Annotated in this window: 15 protein-coding genes; 6 read left to right on the forward strand and 9 right to left on the reverse strand. The window is 63.0% G+C overall.

From position 1 onward, the window contains the following. Window positions 1–44: 44 nt before the first annotated feature. From msrA to denD, 4 genes are all read right to left on the reverse strand, one after another. Entirely contained in the window at window positions 45–554 is a 510-nt protein-coding gene (gene msrA / locus ACWPVA_RS00655; RefSeq protein ID WP_454285827.1) for a peptide-methionine (S)-S-oxide reductase MsrA, read from the reverse strand. A 123-nt stretch (window positions 555–677) separates the two neighbouring features. Continuing rightward, window positions 678–2,462, reverse strand: coding sequence for an IlvD/Edd family dehydratase (locus ACWPVA_RS00660; protein WP_454285828.1), 1,785 nt, complete (start codon window positions 2,460–2,462; stop codon window positions 678–680). Beyond that, window positions 2,459–3,370, reverse strand: coding sequence for an NAD(P)-dependent oxidoreductase (locus ACWPVA_RS00665; RefSeq protein WP_454285829.1), 912 nt, complete (start codon window positions 3,368–3,370; stop codon window positions 2,459–2,461). The genes ACWPVA_RS00660 and ACWPVA_RS00665 overlap by 4 nt, the downstream gene beginning before the upstream one ends. Further along, complete coding sequence (gene denD, locus ACWPVA_RS00670; protein WP_454285830.1) at window positions 3,370–4,353, reverse strand: D-erythronate dehydrogenase; 984 nt, start codon at window positions 4,351–4,353, stop codon at window positions 3,370–3,372. The genes ACWPVA_RS00665 and denD overlap by 1 nt, the downstream gene beginning before the upstream one ends. Before the next feature lie 203 nt (window positions 4,354–4,556). Between denD and ACWPVA_RS00675 the strand changes: the two genes are divergently transcribed. The 6 genes from ACWPVA_RS00675 to ACWPVA_RS00700 all read left to right on the forward strand — a co-directional run bounded on the left by ACWPVA_RS00675 (window position 4,557) and on the right by ACWPVA_RS00700 (window position 10,965). After that, window positions 4,557–5,978 (forward strand): FAD-binding oxidoreductase, encoded by a 1,422-nt coding sequence (locus ACWPVA_RS00675; RefSeq protein ID WP_454289494.1) that lies wholly within the window; start codon window positions 4,557–4,559, stop codon window positions 5,976–5,978. 32 nt (window positions 5,979–6,010) lie between these two features. Further along, a complete protein-coding gene (locus ACWPVA_RS00680; RefSeq protein ID WP_454285831.1) occupies window positions 6,011–6,727 on the forward strand; it encodes a FadR/GntR family transcriptional regulator in 717 nt (238 codons plus the stop codon). 193 nt (window positions 6,728–6,920) lie between these two features. Continuing rightward, window positions 6,921–8,090 carry a fumarylacetoacetate hydrolase family protein gene (locus ACWPVA_RS00685; RefSeq protein WP_454285832.1) on the forward strand — a complete coding sequence of 390 codons (1,170 nt, stop codon included), beginning with the start codon at window positions 6,921–6,923 and terminating at the stop codon, window positions 8,088–8,090. Between the two features lie 11 nt (window positions 8,091–8,101). Then, entirely contained in the window at window positions 8,102–8,635 is a 534-nt protein-coding gene (locus tag ACWPVA_RS00690) for a TRAP transporter small permease (RefSeq protein ID WP_454289495.1), read from the forward strand. Beyond that, window positions 8,635–9,912, forward strand: a complete 1,278-nt coding sequence (locus tag ACWPVA_RS00695) for a TRAP transporter large permease (RefSeq protein ID WP_454285833.1) — start codon at window positions 8,635–8,637, stop codon at window positions 9,910–9,912. Before ACWPVA_RS00690 ends, ACWPVA_RS00695 begins: the two co-directional genes overlap by 1 nt. Window positions 9,913–9,960: 48 nt before the next feature. Next, entirely contained in the window at window positions 9,961–10,965 is a 1,005-nt protein-coding gene (locus ACWPVA_RS00700) for a TRAP transporter substrate-binding protein (RefSeq protein WP_454285834.1), read from the forward strand. Window positions 10,966–11,149: 184 nt separating this feature from the next. On the opposite strand, the gene ACWPVA_RS00705 is transcribed toward ACWPVA_RS00700, so the two are convergent. The 5 genes from ACWPVA_RS00705 to ACWPVA_RS00725 form a co-directional block, all read right to left on the reverse strand. Then, on the reverse strand, window positions 11,150–12,025 hold the full coding sequence (locus tag ACWPVA_RS00705) for a DMT family transporter (RefSeq protein ID WP_454289496.1): 876 nt from the start codon (window positions 12,023–12,025) through the stop codon (window positions 11,150–11,152). A 77-nt stretch (window positions 12,026–12,102) separates the two neighbouring features. Beyond that, complete coding sequence (locus tag ACWPVA_RS00710) at window positions 12,103–13,305, reverse strand: mandelate racemase/muconate lactonizing enzyme family protein (protein WP_454285835.1); 1,203 nt, start codon at window positions 13,303–13,305, stop codon at window positions 12,103–12,105. Between the two features lie 89 nt (window positions 13,306–13,394). Next, window positions 13,395–14,237, reverse strand: coding sequence for a fumarylacetoacetate hydrolase family protein (locus ACWPVA_RS00715; protein WP_454285836.1), 843 nt, complete (start codon window positions 14,235–14,237; stop codon window positions 13,395–13,397). Window positions 14,238–14,333: 96 nt separating this feature from the next. Continuing rightward, window positions 14,334–15,080 carry an SDR family oxidoreductase gene (locus ACWPVA_RS00720; protein WP_454285837.1) on the reverse strand — a complete coding sequence of 249 codons (747 nt, stop codon included), beginning with the start codon at window positions 15,078–15,080 and terminating at the stop codon, window positions 14,334–14,336. Window positions 15,081–15,266: 186 nt separating this feature from the next. Beyond that, the gene (locus ACWPVA_RS00725) at window positions 15,267–16,292 is read right to left on the reverse strand and encodes an Ldh family oxidoreductase (RefSeq protein ID WP_454285838.1); all 1,026 of its coding nucleotides are present in this window, start codon (window positions 16,290–16,292) and stop codon (window positions 15,267–15,269) included. Between the last annotated feature and the right edge of the window lie 48 nt (window positions 16,293–16,340).

A 16,340-nucleotide genomic window follows, 5' to 3' on the forward strand; every position in this document is an offset into this window, starting at 1 on the left:
GGGTCTGATGGATCGGCGGCGTCTGTACTTGTCTGTTTGTCCGCTCAGGCGGCGCGACGGGGCAGTTTCCAGTTCGGCCGCGGGAAATGGCAGGTATAGCCGTTCGGAATGCGCTCCAGGTAGTCCTGGTGCTCCGGTTCCGCTTCCCAGAAATCGCCGACGGGATCGACTTCGGTTACCACGGTGCCGGGCCACAAGCCTGACGCGTTGACGTCGGCGATGGTGTCCTCGGCCACGCGTTTCTGTTCTTCGCTCGTATAGTAGATCGCCGAGCGGTAGCTCATGCCGATGTCGTTGCCCTGGCGGTTGGGCGTGGTCGGATCATGGATCTGGAAGAAGAATTCCAGAAGGTCGCGGTAGCTGACTTTCGCCGGGTCGAAGGTGATCTCGATGCCTTCGGCATGGGTGCCGTGATTGCGGTAGGTGGCGTTCGCCACGTCGCCGCCGGTATAGCCCACGCGGGTTGAGAGAACACCCGGCATCCTGCGGGTCAGTTGCTGCATGCCCCAGAAGCATCCGCCAGCCAATACGGCGCGTTCGGTGTTTGTTGTCATGCCATCCTCCTCGGGGGTGTGAGTTCCACCCTTAAATGGGGCTCGCGGCCGGCAAGGTCAAACTGGCGGGCCGCGAGGAACGAGGATGTGATCGGGGATCGGTTTCCCGCGATCGAAGTTGTGTCAGTGGTTGTGGCGCGGCGGCGTCTTCGCCAGTTGGCGGAATTCGTCCGCGCCCTTGATCGTCGCTCCCTCGGAGAGCTGTGTGACCGTCTGGCGGTAGATCCGCTGCCACGGGGTCGCGTCAGCCGGCACCTTGGGGATACCCTCGCCCTTGCGGCGGGCGAGTTCCGCCTCGTCCACCAGCATGTTGCAAAGCCCCTGGTTGAAGTCGATGCGGATCACGTCGCCGGTCCTCACCCAGGCGAGACCGCCGCCGGCTGCACTTTCCGGCGAGGCGTTGAGGATCGAAGGGCTGTCGGCGGTGCCCGACTGGCGGCCGTCGCCGATGGTCGGCAGGCTCATGATACCCCTCTTCAGCAGGTGGTCTGGCGGCTGCATGTTGACCACTTCGGCCGAGCCGGGCCAGCCCATGGGCCCTGCGCCGCGGATCACCAGAATGGTGTTCTCGTCGATGTCGAGGGCCGGATCGTTGATGCGGGCGTGATAGTCTTCGGAGCCGTCGAACACCACGGCCTTGCCGTCGAACACGCCTTCACGACCCGGTTCCTGCAGGTAGCGCTCGCGGAAGCCCTCCGACACAACGCTCATCTTCATGATGGCGAAGTCGAACAGATTGCCCTTCAGCACCAGGAAGCCGGCGCGTTCGCGCATCGGCGCGTCATAGGGCTTGATGACCTCGCGGTCCTGGGATTCACGGCCCTCCAAGTTCTCGGCCATGCTCTTGCCGGTGACGGTCGGACAGGCGCCGTCGAGCTTGCCGGCTTTCAGCAGTTCCCACATGATCGCCGGTACGCCGCCGGCACGGTGGAAGCCCTCGCCGAGATAGGCACCAGCCGGCTGGACGTTGGCGAGCAGCGGAATGTCGAAGCCATGGACCTGCCAGTCGTCCGGATGAAGTTCGACCCCGGCATGCTTGGCCATGGCGGCAAGATGCGGCTGGGCATTGGTCGAGCCGCCGATTGCCGAATTGACCTTGATGGCGTTGAGGAAGGCGGCGCGGGTGAGAATGTCGGACGGCTTGATGTCCTGGAGGACCAGTTCGACTGCGCGGCGGCCGGTGCGGTAGGCCATCTGGCCGCGCTCGCGATAGGCGGCCGGAATGGCGGCGCAGCCTGTCAGCGACATGCCAAGCGCTTCGGCCATGGCGTTCATCGTCGATGCCGTTCCCATGGTGTTGCAGTGGCCGACCGAGGGCGCTGAATTGAGCGCCGCCTCGAGGAATTCCTCGCGGGTGATCTCGCCCGCGGCGAGCTTGCGGCGCGAGCGCCAGATCACGGTGCCGGAACCGACGAGGTCGCCGTCATGCCAGCCGTCCAGCATCGGGCCGCCGGAGAACACGATCGCCGGAATGTCGACCGTGGAGGCCGCCATCAGCGCCGACGGCGTGGTCTTGTCGCAGCCGGTGGTCAGAACGACTCCGTCGAGCGGATAGCCGTAGAGGATCTCGACCAGGCCGAGATAGGCGAGGTTGCGGTCGAGCGCCGCGGTCGGGCGCTTGCAGTTCTCGAACAGCGGATGGGTGGGGAACTCGATGGGAATGCCGCCGGCGTCGCGAATGCCGTCGCGCAGGCGCTTGGCGAGGTCGAGGTGGTGGCGATTGCAGGGGTTGAGGTCGCTGCCGGATTGGGCGATGCCGATGATCGGCTTGCCGGAGCGCAGCTCTTCCGGCGTCGTGCCGTAGTTCATGAAGCGCTCGAGATAGAGCGCGGTCAGATCGATATGGTCGGGGTTGTCGAACCAGTTCTGCGAGCGCAGGCGTCGGCCCGTCTTGGTTTCTTCGCTCATTGGTTCTCCTCCCGCTGGCGATGATTGATCTTTTCGAGATGCAGCAGAAGACCACTATGGTCTTTCTGGCCGCCGCCGTCTGCGACGAAATCGCGGAATTCGTCGCGCACCATAGCGGTGAGCGGCAGGTCGAGATTGAACAGGTCGGCCATGGCCGCGACGGCATCAAGGTCCTTCAGCTGCAGGCGCGAGGGGCCGCCAGGCGCGAAGCTACGCGCCACCATGCGGGCGCCGTGCAGGTCGAGGATGCGGCTTTCGGCGAAACCGCCGCGGATCGCCTCGCGGAATTTCTCGCGGCTGGCGCCACCCGCCTCGACCAGGATCATCGCCTCGGCGACGGCACCAATGGTGATTGCGACGATCTGCTGGTTGGCGAGCTTGCAGATCTGTCCGGCGCCCGAAGGGCCGACATAGGTGACGCGGCCGAGGGCGGCAAAGACGTTGGCAAGGCTCTCGACAATGGCCGCATCGCCGCCGGCCATGATTGCCAGCGTGCCCGCCTCGGCCCCGACTACGCCGCCCGACACCGGCGCATCAATGTGGTGCACTTGCCGCTGCGCCAGCTTTTCGGAATGCTCGCGGGCAATCGGCGGGGCGATCGACGAGCTATCGACAACGATCGCTCCGGGTTTCAATATGTCGGCAACGCCCTGGTTGAACAGGACCTCCGTTACCGCCGTGCCGTCGCTCAGCATGGTGAAGACGACATCGGCGCCGCGCGCGGCGTCGGCGGCGGAAGCGGCAACGCTCGCGCCGTCGGTGCGGAGTGCCTCTGCCTTGGACGGGTCACGGTTCCAGACGGTGACAGCGAAACCCGCGTTGCGAAGGCGGCGGACCATCGGTGCGCCCATCAAGCCAGTGCCGAGAAAGGCGATGCGGCGGGATGCGTAGGCTGTTTCCGCTGACATCACAGCTTGCCTCCCAGTTCGTCCTCGATATGCACGCGGATGATTTCGTCGAACGAGGTCTCGGCGGTGAAGCCAAGTTCGCGAGCACGCTTGGCCTCGAAGCCCGGCGCCCATCCGGCGCACATGCGCATGATCATTTCGTCCGGTTCGCGGCGAATGAGTGCGACCGCCTTATCCCCCGCCACGCGCCGCAGCGCCTCGATTTGCTCACCGACGGTGGCGCTCAGGCCCGGCATGGATAGGTTGCGGCGCGGGCCGACCTTGTCGAGGTCGATTGTGGCGCCGTGGATCAGGAAGCCGACGGCCGAGCGCGGCGAGGCATGCCAGTGGCGCACGTCGTCGGAGACGGGAAGCACGGCTTCCTGGCCGACCAGCGGCTCGCGCAGGATGTTGGAGAAGAAGCCGGAGGCAGCCTTGTTCGGCTTGCCGGGGCGGATACAGACCGTCGGCAGACGGATGCCGATGCCGTCGAAGAAGCTGCGGCGCGAATAGTCGGCCAGCAGCAATTCGCAAATGGCCTTCTGAGTGCCGTAACTCGTGAGCGGCGTGGTGTGGAATTCGTCCGGGATGGGATAGGGCAGGGGAGCGCCGAACACGGCGATCGACGAGGTGAAGACGACACGCGGCTTGTAGCCGTCCTCGCCATTGGCGATACGGATGGCGTCGAAAAGGTACCGCGTGCCGTCGAGGTTGATCCGATAGCCCTTGTCGAAGTCGAGCTCCGCCTCGCCAGAGACGATCGCTGCCAGATGGAAGACCACGTCGGGTCGGCCGGCGATAAGACGTGCCGCTTCGCCGGATGCGGAAAGATCGACAGTCTCCAGCGTTACCTTGCCGGCAAAACCGGCTGGAGCGTCCGGGGTGACCACGTCGACCAAGGTCATGGCCTTGATCGGGCGGCCGCCGAGCGCACCGTCGCGCGTCAGGCGGTCGGCAAGCTTGCGGCCCACCATTCCGGCGGCGCCGATGATCAGGATATGCATGGATTTTCCTCCTCCGGCAGGGCTTGGCGGTGACATTCCGACAAAATACAAGCTGCTCAAAACAAATATTGTAAGGTTGTCTGATAACCTTATATGATGGTTTTGAAAACAGAATTGTTGGCGATGCCGCCATGAACCGGCAATGGTTGGTTCCGCGGCGAGCGGAGAATGCGATCTTGAGCGGATGGGGCGAGGCGGCAGTAGTGGCGGATGACCGGCAGGAGGGCCTGCGCCGGGCGCTGGGACCGGACATGGTGCTGGTCGGCGAAGATGTCCTGCGCTATTGCCGGGACTGGCATGGCGACGTGACGACGGGTGCGGTCGCGGTTCTCCGCCCTCGCTCGACAGAGGAGGTCGCCACGGCCGTGCGGGCTTGTGCATCCCTTGGGCTTTCGATCGTACCGCAGGGCGGCAATACCGGTCTCGTGCTTGGCGCGACGCCGGATCAACCCGACAGCCAGGTGGTGATCTGCCTCGAACGGATGGCCCGGATCCGGCGCATCGATGTCGATGATTTCTCGGCGGTGGTCGAGGCGGGGTGCATTCTGTCGGAATTAAAGGATGCCGTTGCGCGTGAAGGCATGTTCTTTCCGTTGGCGCTCGGCGCCCAGGGTTCCTGCCGGATCGGCGGCAATGTCTCGACCAATGCCGGCGGCATCAACGTGTTGCGTTACGGGATGACGCGCGAACTGGTGCTTGGCCTCGAGGTCGTGCTGCCGGACGGGACGATCTTCGACGGCCTCTCGACGCTGCGCAAGGACAATCGCGGCATTGATCTCAAGCAACTCTTCATCGGTGCGGAAGGCACGCTCGGGATCATTACTGCCGTGTCCGTCAAACTGATGCCGGCGCCCGATCAAGTGGCGACAGCGCTTGTCGGCCTCAACGCTCTGGATGATGTGATCGCGCTTTATCGCCGGGCGCGTCGGGATTGCTGCGACCTCCTATCGGCCTTTGAATTCATGCCGCCGCTTGCCTTCGTGCTGGCCCGCGAAGCGATCCCCGATCTCGCGATGCCGATGGCTGGCAACTATCCGGCTTATGCGCTGATGGAAATCTCCGGATCAGGCCTGGTCGACATTGCCGACCTGATGGAGCGCTTCCTCGGGGGCGTGATGGAAGAGGGACTGGTCGCCGATGGCGTCATCGCCACTTCGGAAAGTCAGGCCCGCAATCTCTGGCTCTTCCGTGAAGGAATGAACGAGGGCCAGGCGAAGCGCGGGCCGCATTTGCGCACCGATGTTTCCGTACCGCTGTCTAGGCTCGCCGATTTCGTCCGCGACGCGGAAGCTGCGGTGGCTGCGGCGCTGCCGGATTGCGTCAGCGTGTCCTATGGTCACGTCGGCGACGGCAATGTGCATCTGAACGTGCTGCCGCCCGCAGGACTTTCGCCGGAAGAGAGCGCCGCGCAGATCTACAAGGCCAAGGTCGCGATCAATACCGTCCTCGATGCCTATCACGGATCGATCAGTGCGGAACACGGCATCGGCCGATTGAAGAAGACGGATTTCGAAGCCCGGCTGCCGGATGTGCGGCGCAAGCTGCTCACCGCTCTCAAGGGTGCCATCGATCCGACTTTCGTCATAAATCCCGGTTGCCAATTGAACTTCGCGCGCGATTCATAGAAGAACGCCGGTTACGGTAGGGAGAGGGCGACATGACGGTGGATTTCGGTCAGATCAGGCGCAACGAGCATTTGCCCGCGCGCATCTCCTCACAAATTGCCCGAGACATTGCGGAGGGCCGTATCCTGCCGGGCGAGAAACTGCCCACGGAGCATGTGCTTGCCAAGGGATTCGGCGTCAGCCGCTCGGTGGTGCGCGAGGCGATCGCTCAATTGCGCAACGAGCGACTGGTGGAGACCCGCCAAGGTGTCGGTGCCTTCGTCACGGAGCAGCGGGCTCGTCAGTCTATCCGGATCGAGCAGGATGACTTGCACGACCGCGAGAGTTTCCGCGAATTGTTCCAGCTGCGTCTGCCGCTTGAGATCGAGGCTGCGGGTCTTGCAGCCGTGCACCATGATGGCGACGATCTCCGCAAGCTGGACGAGACGTTGGCGGCAATGACCGGCGCCGACAAATGGACGGATCAGGGCATCGTCGCCGATCTTGCCTTTCACCGTATCCTCGCGGCGGCCACCAAGAACGAGTATTTTTCGCTGTTCATCGGCTTTATTGCCGAGCGTATCAGTCTGGCGATCAATGCTGCGCGGGCCGCAGCCGTGCTAGAAGAGATTGTCGAGGTGACGATCGCCGAGCATCTGGCGATCCGCGACGCGGTGGCGAGCCGTGATCCGCAGCGGGCGCGCGCGGCCATGCGCCGGCACTTGCTCGGGGCGACCGGTCGGCTCGGTCTCAAGCTCGAGTCATATTGAAAATGCCATCGCGGCCACGGTCCACTGGACCTTGGACAAGGTGGTGAAAATTGCATTAGCAAAACAATATTGGCCGCTAGACAGTTGGAAAAAGACCGACTAAAACGTTTCAGGTAATGTTGTCAGACATCCTGACAATAGGGCAGGCGCGCTGGAGGGCGAGCCTGAAGTCTACAAACCGGGGAGGATGGTCTTGGGTTCCACGCATTCGCTGATTGCCGCGCAAATTTTGCCCGAAGATGCCGCCGAAGCCTTGTTGGTCGGGCGCGTCTGGTCGAAGGCTGTCGACGGGCCATGCCCGGTCCTTGTGCGGAATGGCCGTCTGCTGGATCTTTCACTGCTATCTGCTACCGTTTCTTCCCTTCTCGAAATCGAGGATATTGCTGCCCGCTTGAAGAGCGAGAGCGGCCTTGCCGAGCTTGGTTCGCTTGACGACTTTCTGTCCGGAGAGGCTGGCGAACTGCTGGCCCCGGTCGATCTGCAGGCGATCAAGGCGGCGGGCGTGACCTTTGCCGACAGCATGCTGGAGCGGGTGATCGAAGAGCAGGCCAAGGGCGACGCTTCCCGAGCGCGCGATATTCGGACACGGCTTGCGCCGGTGCTGGGCGACAGTCTGCGCGGCGTCGTCGCAGGTTCCGAACAGGCTGCGCGCGTCAAGTCGCTATTGCAGGACATGAACCTTTGGTCTCAATATCTCGAAGTCGGCATTGGTCCCGATGCGGAGATCTTTACCAAGGCACAGCCTATGTCGGCCGTCGGCTGCGGTGCCCACGTCGGCATTCATCCGATTTCGGAATGGAACAACCCAGAGCCGGAAGTCGTGCTCGCGCTGCGTTCCACTGGCGAGATCGTCGGTGCGACGCTTGGCAACGACGTCAACCTGCGCGATGTCGAGGGCCGCTCGGCCCTACTTCTCGGCAAGGCCAAGGACAATAACGCTTCCTGTTCGGTCGGACCTTTCATCCGCCTGTTCGACGGCGCTTTCTCGCTCGAAGATCTCGGCCGTGTCCGCGTTTCGCTGCTCGTCGAAGGCAAGGACGGTTTCGTCATGACGGGGGAGAGCCCGATGGAGGCGATCAGCCGTAAGCCCGCCGATCTTGCCCGCCAGCTCATCAACCGAAATCATCAATATCCGGATGGCGCCGTGCTCTTTCTCGGTACCATGTTCGCGCCGGTCAAAGACCGCCGCGGTGCAGGCCAGGGCTTTACGCATGAGATCGGCGACCGGGTAGAAATCGCCACGCCGAAGCTCGGCCGCCTCATCAATTGGGTCGAGCGCAGCGACGCCTGCCCCGAATGGACCTTTGGCACGACGGCGCTGATCCGTAACCTGGCCTCCCGCGGCCTTCTGGACAAGGTTTGATGGGACTGATCATGCAAAGGGCAACCGACACATTCTATCGTATTCTCGAGTTCCTGTTGATCTTCCTCCTCTCGGCCATGGCCGTGATGGTCTTCGTCAACGTGGTGCTGCGCTACGGTTTCAATTCGGGTCTCAATATATCGGACGAGTTGTCGCGCTATTTCTTCGTCTGGCTGACGTTCATCGGCGCGGTTGTCGCATTCCGTGAACACTCGCATGTCGGCGTGGAAACGCTGGTCATGCTCTTCGGCCGCAAGGGCCGGATCATCTGCATGATCCTGGCGAACATCATCATCATCGCCGTGTCGGCGATCTTCTTCTGGGGCACCTGGAAGCAGGCTCCGATCAATGCCAGCATGGCAGCGCCGGTTACCAAACTGCCGATGATCTGGGTCTATGGAATCGGGTTCTTCACTGGCGCCGGCGTTGTGCTGATCGCACTCGAGCGCCTGTTCCGCCTGTTGACCGGTCGGGTCACCGAGGAAGAAATCGCCGCGTTTGCCGGAGAGAACATGGACCTCGAGCATCTCTCGGAGCGTGTCTGATGACTCTGGTCGTATTTATCGCTTCGCTGCTTGGCGCCATGGCGATCGGCGTGCCGGTCGCGTTTGCGCTGATGTTCTGCGGTGTCATGCTCATGTGGTTCATGGGCATGTTCAACACACAGATCATTGCCCAGAACATGATCGCGGGTGCCGACACTTTCACGCTGCTCGCCATTCCCTTCTTCATCCTCGCGGGTGAATTGATGAATGCCGGCGGCCTGTCCAAGCGGATCATCGATTTCGCCATCGCCTGTGTCGGCCACATTCGCGGCGGTCTCGGCATTGTCGCGATCATGGCCGCCGTCATCATGGCCAGCATTTCCGGCTCCGCCGCGGCCGACACGGCAGCGCTTGCCGCCATTCTCATTCCGATGATGGCCAAGGCCGGCTACAATGTGCCGCGCTCTGCCGGCCTGATCGCCGCGGGCGGCGTCATCGCCCCGGTCATACCGCCGTCCATGGCCTTTATCGTCTTCGGTGTCGCCGCGAACGTTTCGATCACGCAGCTCTTCATGGCCGGTATTGCGCCAGGTCTGATGATGGCTACTGCGCTGATCATCACCTGGCTGATTGTCGTCCGCAAGGACAAGGTCGAGGCGCTGCCCCGCACGCCGATGAAAGAACGCCTTCGGGTGACCGGCCGTGCACTCTGGGCACTCGGCATGCCGGTAATCATCCTCGGAGGCATCAAGGCAGGCGTCGTGACGCCAACCGAAGCCGCTGTCGTTGCAGCGGCCTACGCGCTCTTCGTCGGGATGGTCATTTACCGGGAACTGAAGCCTAGCGAACTGTCGGGGGTTATTCTTCGGGCGGCCAAGACTACGTCAGTGGTCATGTTCCTGGTCTGCGCAGCGCTTGTTTCCGCCTGGCTGATCACGGCTGCCAACATTCCTGCCGAGATCACCGGCTTCATCGAGCCGTTGATCGATCGCCCGACGCTGCTGATGTTCGCCATCATGCTGCTTGTGCTGATTGTCGGTACCGCGCTCGACCTGACGCCGACCATCCTGATCCTGACGCCCGTGCTGATGCCGATCGTCAAGCAGGCGGGTATCGACCCGGTCTATTTCGGCGTCCTGTTCATTATGAATACCTGCATCGGCCTTCTGACCCCACCTGTGGGCGTCGTCCTGAACGTCGTCAGCGGGGTGGGGCGCGTGCCGCTCGGCAAGGTGACGGTGGGCGTTGCGCCCTTCCTTGTCGCGCAGATCGTCGTGCTCGTCATCCTGATCCTGTTCCCGGATCTGGTTCTCGTCCCCGCTCGCTGGCTGCGTTGACAGCCCGCGTGCATCGATTTCACACTCAACAATCCATGGGAGGATAATATGAGAAAACTGCTTCTGACCACCACTGCCATCGCATTCGCATGCTCCGCCGCGGCTCCGGCCTTTGCGGAGTTCAACGAACGCAATATCCGCATATCGAACGGCATCAATGCAGATCATCCGGTTGGCAACGGTATCGATGCCATGCAGGCCTGCCTGGACGAAAAGTCCGGCGGCAAGCTCAAGCTCACTGCGTTTTGGGGTGGTGCGCTTGGCGGTGACCTTCAGGCGACCCAGGCCCTGCGGTCCGGCGTCCAGGAAGCCGTCGTGACCTCGTCGTCGCCGCTCGTCGGCATCGTGCCGGCGCTTGGGGTCTTCGACCTGCCGTTCCTCTTTGCCAGCGCTGACGAGGCCTACAAGGTTCTCGATGGCGATTTCGGCGACCAGATGAACAAGAAGCTCGAAGAAGCCGGTCTGGTGAACCTGGCCTATTGGGAAAACGGCTTCCGCAACCTGTCGAACTCGGTTCGCCCGGTCAACAAGTGGGAAGACTTCGAGGGCATGAAGGTTCGCGTCATGCAGAACAACATCTTCCTCGACACCTTCCAGAACCTCGGTGCCAACGCGACCCCGATGGCTTTCGGCGAAGTCTTCTCGGCGCTGGAAACCAAGGCGATCGACGCGCAGGAAAACCCCTATGTGACGATCGACACGTCGAAGTTCTATGAAGTGCAGAAGTACGTCACCGAGACCAACCACGCCTATACGCCGTTCCTTCTCCTGTTCTCGAAGGCAATCTTCGATACCTACACGCCGGAAGAACAGGCAGCCCTCCGCGAATGCGCCGCAGTCGGCCGTGACGAAGAGCGCAGGGTTATCCAGGATCTGAACAAGAAGTCGCTGGAGAAGATCAAGGCGGAGGGCATCGAGGTCAACGTGCTGTCCGCAGACGAACAGGCTCGCATTCGCGAGAAGTCGATGATCGTCTATGACAAGCACAAGGCCGAGATCGGCGCCGATGTCGTCGACGCAATCCTCGCCAACCTTGCCGAAATCCGCAAGTAAGCCGAACACGGCAATGGATCCGGGTTCATAGCCGCCCGGTAGTGAAATGAAGGAAGGCCCGGGAGACAACCTCCCGGGCCTTCTTCTTATTCTCGCCCCTTGCGGGTCGAAAGCCTGACTGGGAAAGGGGGCCGAATGCGGGAAATGGACCCTTTGTTGAAAGATCGGGCGGATGGCCTTGTGGTCACGGCACGTCGAGCGGGGTGTCGGGCTGGCACCTCTTCAATTGCTGTTCGCGGAAGAAGATGAACATGCCGGAGCCGACGATCAGGGCGGCGCCGAGCATCATGGTGAGGCGCGGCACGTCGCCGAAGAACATCCAGCCGAACAGGATGGCCCAGAGCAGCAGAGTATATTGCAGCGGGGCGACGGTCGCGGCATCCGAGATCTTCAGGGCGCGGTTGACCAGCATATGCGCCCCCATGGCGACGACACCGAGCAGTCCAAGAAGCGCAAGCTCGGATACGGAGGTCAGCGGCGTCCAATCGAACGGCGCGAAGACGAGACCAGCAAGGCCGGCGCCGCCGACCTGGAACAGAACGAGCGTCTTGTCGGGTGTGCCGCGCAGACTGCGCCCGGAGAGCAGCATGAAGGCGAAGGCGAAGGTGCCGATGATGGAGATGATCGCCGGCATGGTGAACATGGCGCTGGACGGTTCGAGCGTGATGATGACACCCACGAAGCCGATGAAGATCGCGCTCCAGCGGCGCCAACCGACCTTTTCCCCGAGCAAAAGCGGCGACGCGGCGGCGACATAGATCGGTGCGGCCAGCCAGTAGGTCATGACGTCGGCAAGCGGCAGATACATGACCGCGTAATAGAAGCAGAACACCTCCATCGTCGAGAAGACGACGCGGGCCAACTGCATCAGCGGCTGCTCCGCCTCGAGGATCGGCTTCCTGCCGGCGAGCCAGAGGAAAGGTGAGAGGATCAGCAAGGCGGCTATGCTGCGGACCAGGATGACCTGGCCGAGTCCGTAGCTGGCGACGAGCCATTTGCCCATGGCGTCGTTCAGCGCGAACATCAGCATGCCAAGCAGCATGACCGCGGGTCCTGCCATGGCGCGGTAGCGGCTGGTGCCAAGGGTGTCAGAGGTGTTTGCCATTTCTGTTTTCATCCGTAGAGTTTTTGCGGCGTTCAGATCGTCGATGCATCGGAGATGCGACGGGTGACCGTAAAGGCCCGCTCGAGTTCAGGATTGAGTTCCATGCCGAGACCGGGGCCGGGCGGCACGGTGATCATGCCGTTCTTCACCTCGGGAAGGGCGGTGACCAGGTCACGGTACCAAGTGCGATAGAAGGCGCGAACGCTTTCCTGTACCAGCGCATTGGGTGCGTTGAGCGACAGATGGGTGGAGGCGCAGAGAACCACAGGGCCGGTGCAGTCATGCGGTGCGACCGGCAGGTGCCAGGCCTCGGCCATGGCGGCGATCTTGCGGGCTTCCGACAGGCCACCGCACCAGGAAATGTCCAGCATGACCACGCCGGCCGCCCCGGTCTCGAGATAATCGCGGAAGGCCCAGCGCGAGCCGAGCGTCTCCGAGGCCGAGATCGGCGCCGGGGAGACTTCGGCATAACGCTTGAGGCTAGACAGACTGTCCATCTTGATCGGGTCTTCGTGCCAGAAGGTCTGATAGGGGGTGAGCGCCTTGGCAATTTGCATGGCCGGAAGCAACTGCCACATGGAATGGAACTCGACCATGATGTCCATCTTGTCGCCGAGGGCGGCGCGGATCTTCTCGAAGGGCTGAAGCGCCTGCTTGAGATCCGGCATGGAGATGTAGTGCCCCCTGGATTTCTCGGCCGCGGCGTCGAAGGGCCAGATCTTCATCGCCGTGATCCCTTCTTCGAGAAGGGACTGGGCCAGTTCGTCGGCGTGATGGAGGAAGCCGTTCAGGTCATCATAGTCACGGCCTTCAGCGAGCCCGTAATTGGCGGTCGTCTGGCCGGTCGCCTTTTTGATGTATTCGGTGCCGGCGCAGGTGTTGTAGGTGCGGATCTCGCGGCGGGTGAAGCCCCCGAGAAGCTGGGCGATCGGCTGGTTGGTCGCCTTGCCGAACAGATCCCAGAGCGCGATGTCGAAGGCGGAATTGCCGCGCACCTCGGCACCCGACGAGCGGAAGCCGAGATAGCCGACGAGATCGGCGGACAGCCGGTCGATCTCCAACGGATCGCGGCCGATGACCCGCGGTGCGATGTATTCGTGGACATGGGCCTCGACCGTTTCTGCGCCGAAGAAGGTTTCGCCGAGGCCGGTCAGTCCCTCGTCCGTGTGGACGAGCAGCCAGAGAAGGTTGGCACGCTCGGCGACGCGCACCGTTTCAAGGCGGGTGATTTTCATGGGGGCTCCTCCCGGGTTTGTCGCCCTCGCTACGCAAGGCGCCGGATCAAGCTCCTCCTGATCCGGCGCGTCATGATTTCAAAGTGCGGTCAAGCGTCGGCTTTGAATGTCTGCTTTTGTGTTCCGAGACCGTCGATGCCAAGCTCGACCACGTCTCCGGCTTTCAGATAGCGCTGCGGCTTCATGCCCATGCCGACGCCGGGGGGCGTACCGGTGGAGATGACGTCGCCGGGATGGAGCGACATGAACTGCGAGAGATAGGAGACGAGATGGGCGATGCCATAGACCATGGTGGCAGACGTGCCGTTCTGCATCTTCTCGCCATTGACGGTCAGCCACATTTTCAGGTTCTGCGGATCGGCGACCTCGTCCTTTGTCACCAGCCAGGGGCCGATCGGGCCAAAGGTGTCGCAGGACTTGCCCTTGGTCCACTGGCCGGCGCGCTCGGTCTGGAAGGCGCGCTCGGAGACGTCGTGGGAGACGCAATAGCCGGCAACATAGTCCATGGCCTCGGCCTCGGAGACGTATTTGGCCGTCCTGCCGATCACGACGCCGAGTTCGACCTCCCAGTCGGTCTTTTCCGAACCGCGCGGGATCAGCACGTCGTCGTTCGGGCCGCAGATGGCCGAGGTCGCCTTCATGAAGATCACGGGCTCGGGCGGCACCGCCATTCCGCTTTCGGCGGCGTGGTCTGAATAGTTGAGCCCGATGCAGATGAACTTGCCGGTGCCGGCGATGCAAGGACCGATGCGGTCGGCTTCAAGCTCGGGAAGCGCGCTCAAGTCGAGGGCGGCGATCTTCGCCAGGCCTTCCGGCGAGATTGCCGGGCCGCCGATGTCGGCCACGTGGGCGGAGAGATCGCGGATCTTGCCGTTCTGGTCGAGAATGGCCGGCTTTTCCAGGCCCGGTTGGCCTACGCGCATCAGTTTCATGGGAGTGTCCTTTCGAATTCGCGGTCGAGCCGCACTTTGTTCTTTGCTGTTTGCAATGCCGGACGGAAAACCGCTTCACACTTTTCCTGGCATTGCTCAGATGGTCCAGCCGCCGTCGATGGCGAAGGCCTGGCCCGATGTATAGGTGGCGCCGGCGATGTAGACGGCCAGATCGGCGATCTCGTCTGGCGTGCCGAGGCGGCCCATGGGCTGGCGCGCGATGAAGGCGGCACGCGCCGCGTCATAGTCGCCCTGGGCGCGCATGCGGTCCTGCAAGGACGGGCTTTCTACCGTGCCGGGACAGATCGCATTGCAGCGGATGCCCTGCGTTACGTAGTCGGCGGCGACCGACTTGGTCAGCCCGACGACGGCGGCCTTGGTGACGGTATAGGCGCAGCGGTTGGGTACGCCCTTTACGCTGGAGGCGACCGAGGCCATGTTGATGATCGAACCGTCACCGCGTTCCAGCATCGCGGGCAGCACGGCGCGGATGGTGCGGATCATGGCGCGGACATTGAGGTCGAAGGCGAAGTCGAGATCCTTGTCGGCCATGTCCATCACCGTGCCGCCATGAACGACGCCGGCGCAGTTGAACAGGATGTCGAAGGGGCCGGTCTCGGAAACGATCGTCTTGACACCCTCATCGCTCAGCACATCGAGCACGCGGGTCTCGATCGCAAGGCCGACCTCTTTCGCTTCGGTCGCCAGGCTGTCGAGTGCGTCGGCGTTGATGTCGGTCGCCATCACGCTTGCACCGGCACGGGCAAAGGCAAGCGCGCTCGCCCTGCCGATCCCCTGGCCGGCTGCGGTGATCAGGGCCTTCTTGTCGCTCAGCGACGTCATGATGGACGCTCCTCCTGCGTTGTCATGTTGTCAGACCTCTTCGGTCAGTGGTCGACAATGTGACCGCGATCGGTCGCAAGCACAACCTTTTTTAGCGGCGTTTCAGCTGCTTTTCATTCGGCGTAGTCGTGGGCTTGGCATGGCAAGTTCCCCGGCGGGTTGCCGGGGAGATCTCTTGCTGCGCGTTCAGGCGAGCGAGGCCAGCATTGCCTTCAATTCTTCGAGCAGGGAGGCCTGCACCGGAATGCCGCGGCCTTCGTTGCGGGCACGGGCCTCGTAGCGGCGCTGCGAGGGCAGGCGGGCGCCTTGGGCCGTGATGGCGGCGAACATGTCTTCGGCTCGCCGCATATGCTCTTCCATCCCGCCTCCGAGGAAGACCTTGGGATCGAGCGCGAGGATCAGTTCGCCGTGGCAAGGAGCAACGCCTGCGCCGTCGTCGAAGGCCATGGATTCGGCACTCGTCATGTCGGCGATCAGCGGGCCGGCCATCAGTTCGATCATCGCCGAAAGCGCCGAGCCCTTGTGCCCGCCGAAGGTGAGCATGGCCCCTTCCATCGCCTTTGTCGCATCGGTCGTGTCATTGCCGTCGCTGTCGATTGCCCAGCCGAGCGGGATGGGCTTGCCGGCGCGGCGATGCAGTTCGATCTCGCCGCGGGCGGCGGCGCTGGTGGCGAAGTCGAAGACGAAGGGATGGGGCCCGACGCGCGGCCAGCCGAAGGCGATCGGGTTGGTGCCGAAGACCGGCTTCTTGCCGCCGGCCGGCGCCACCCAGCTGTGGCTCGGGGTCATGGCCAGTGCCACGAGGCCGGCTTCGGCGATCTCCTCGACTTCCGGCCACAGCGCCGAGAAATGGTAGCAGTGGTTGATCGCCATGGCTGCGATGCCGAGGCGGCTGGCCTTGGCGATCAGCTCGGGCAGGCCTTCCTGGAAGGCGAGCAGGGAGTAGCCGAAATTGGCGTCGACCTTGACGATGCCGGGTGCCGAGGCGTCGACCGTCGGCACGGCCTTCGGATCGACCTTGCCCTTGCGCACCGTCGCCACGCAACCGAGCAGGCGCCAGAGGCCGTGCGAATAGCACTCGTCGCGTTGGGCCGAGACGACGGACTTCGCGATCGCTTCGGCGTGCCCTTCGGAAAGTCCGGCCGCGAGAAGCAGGTCGATGGCGAGGCGCTGGGCGTCTTCGAGCGGGATGTATTGGAGATCCTGGGACATGGGATGGTTTCCTGTCGGGTTAAAAAGAAAGGGCCGCCAGCGCGATGC

It is taken from the genome of Rhizobium arsenicireducens (genome assembly GCF_964021225.1).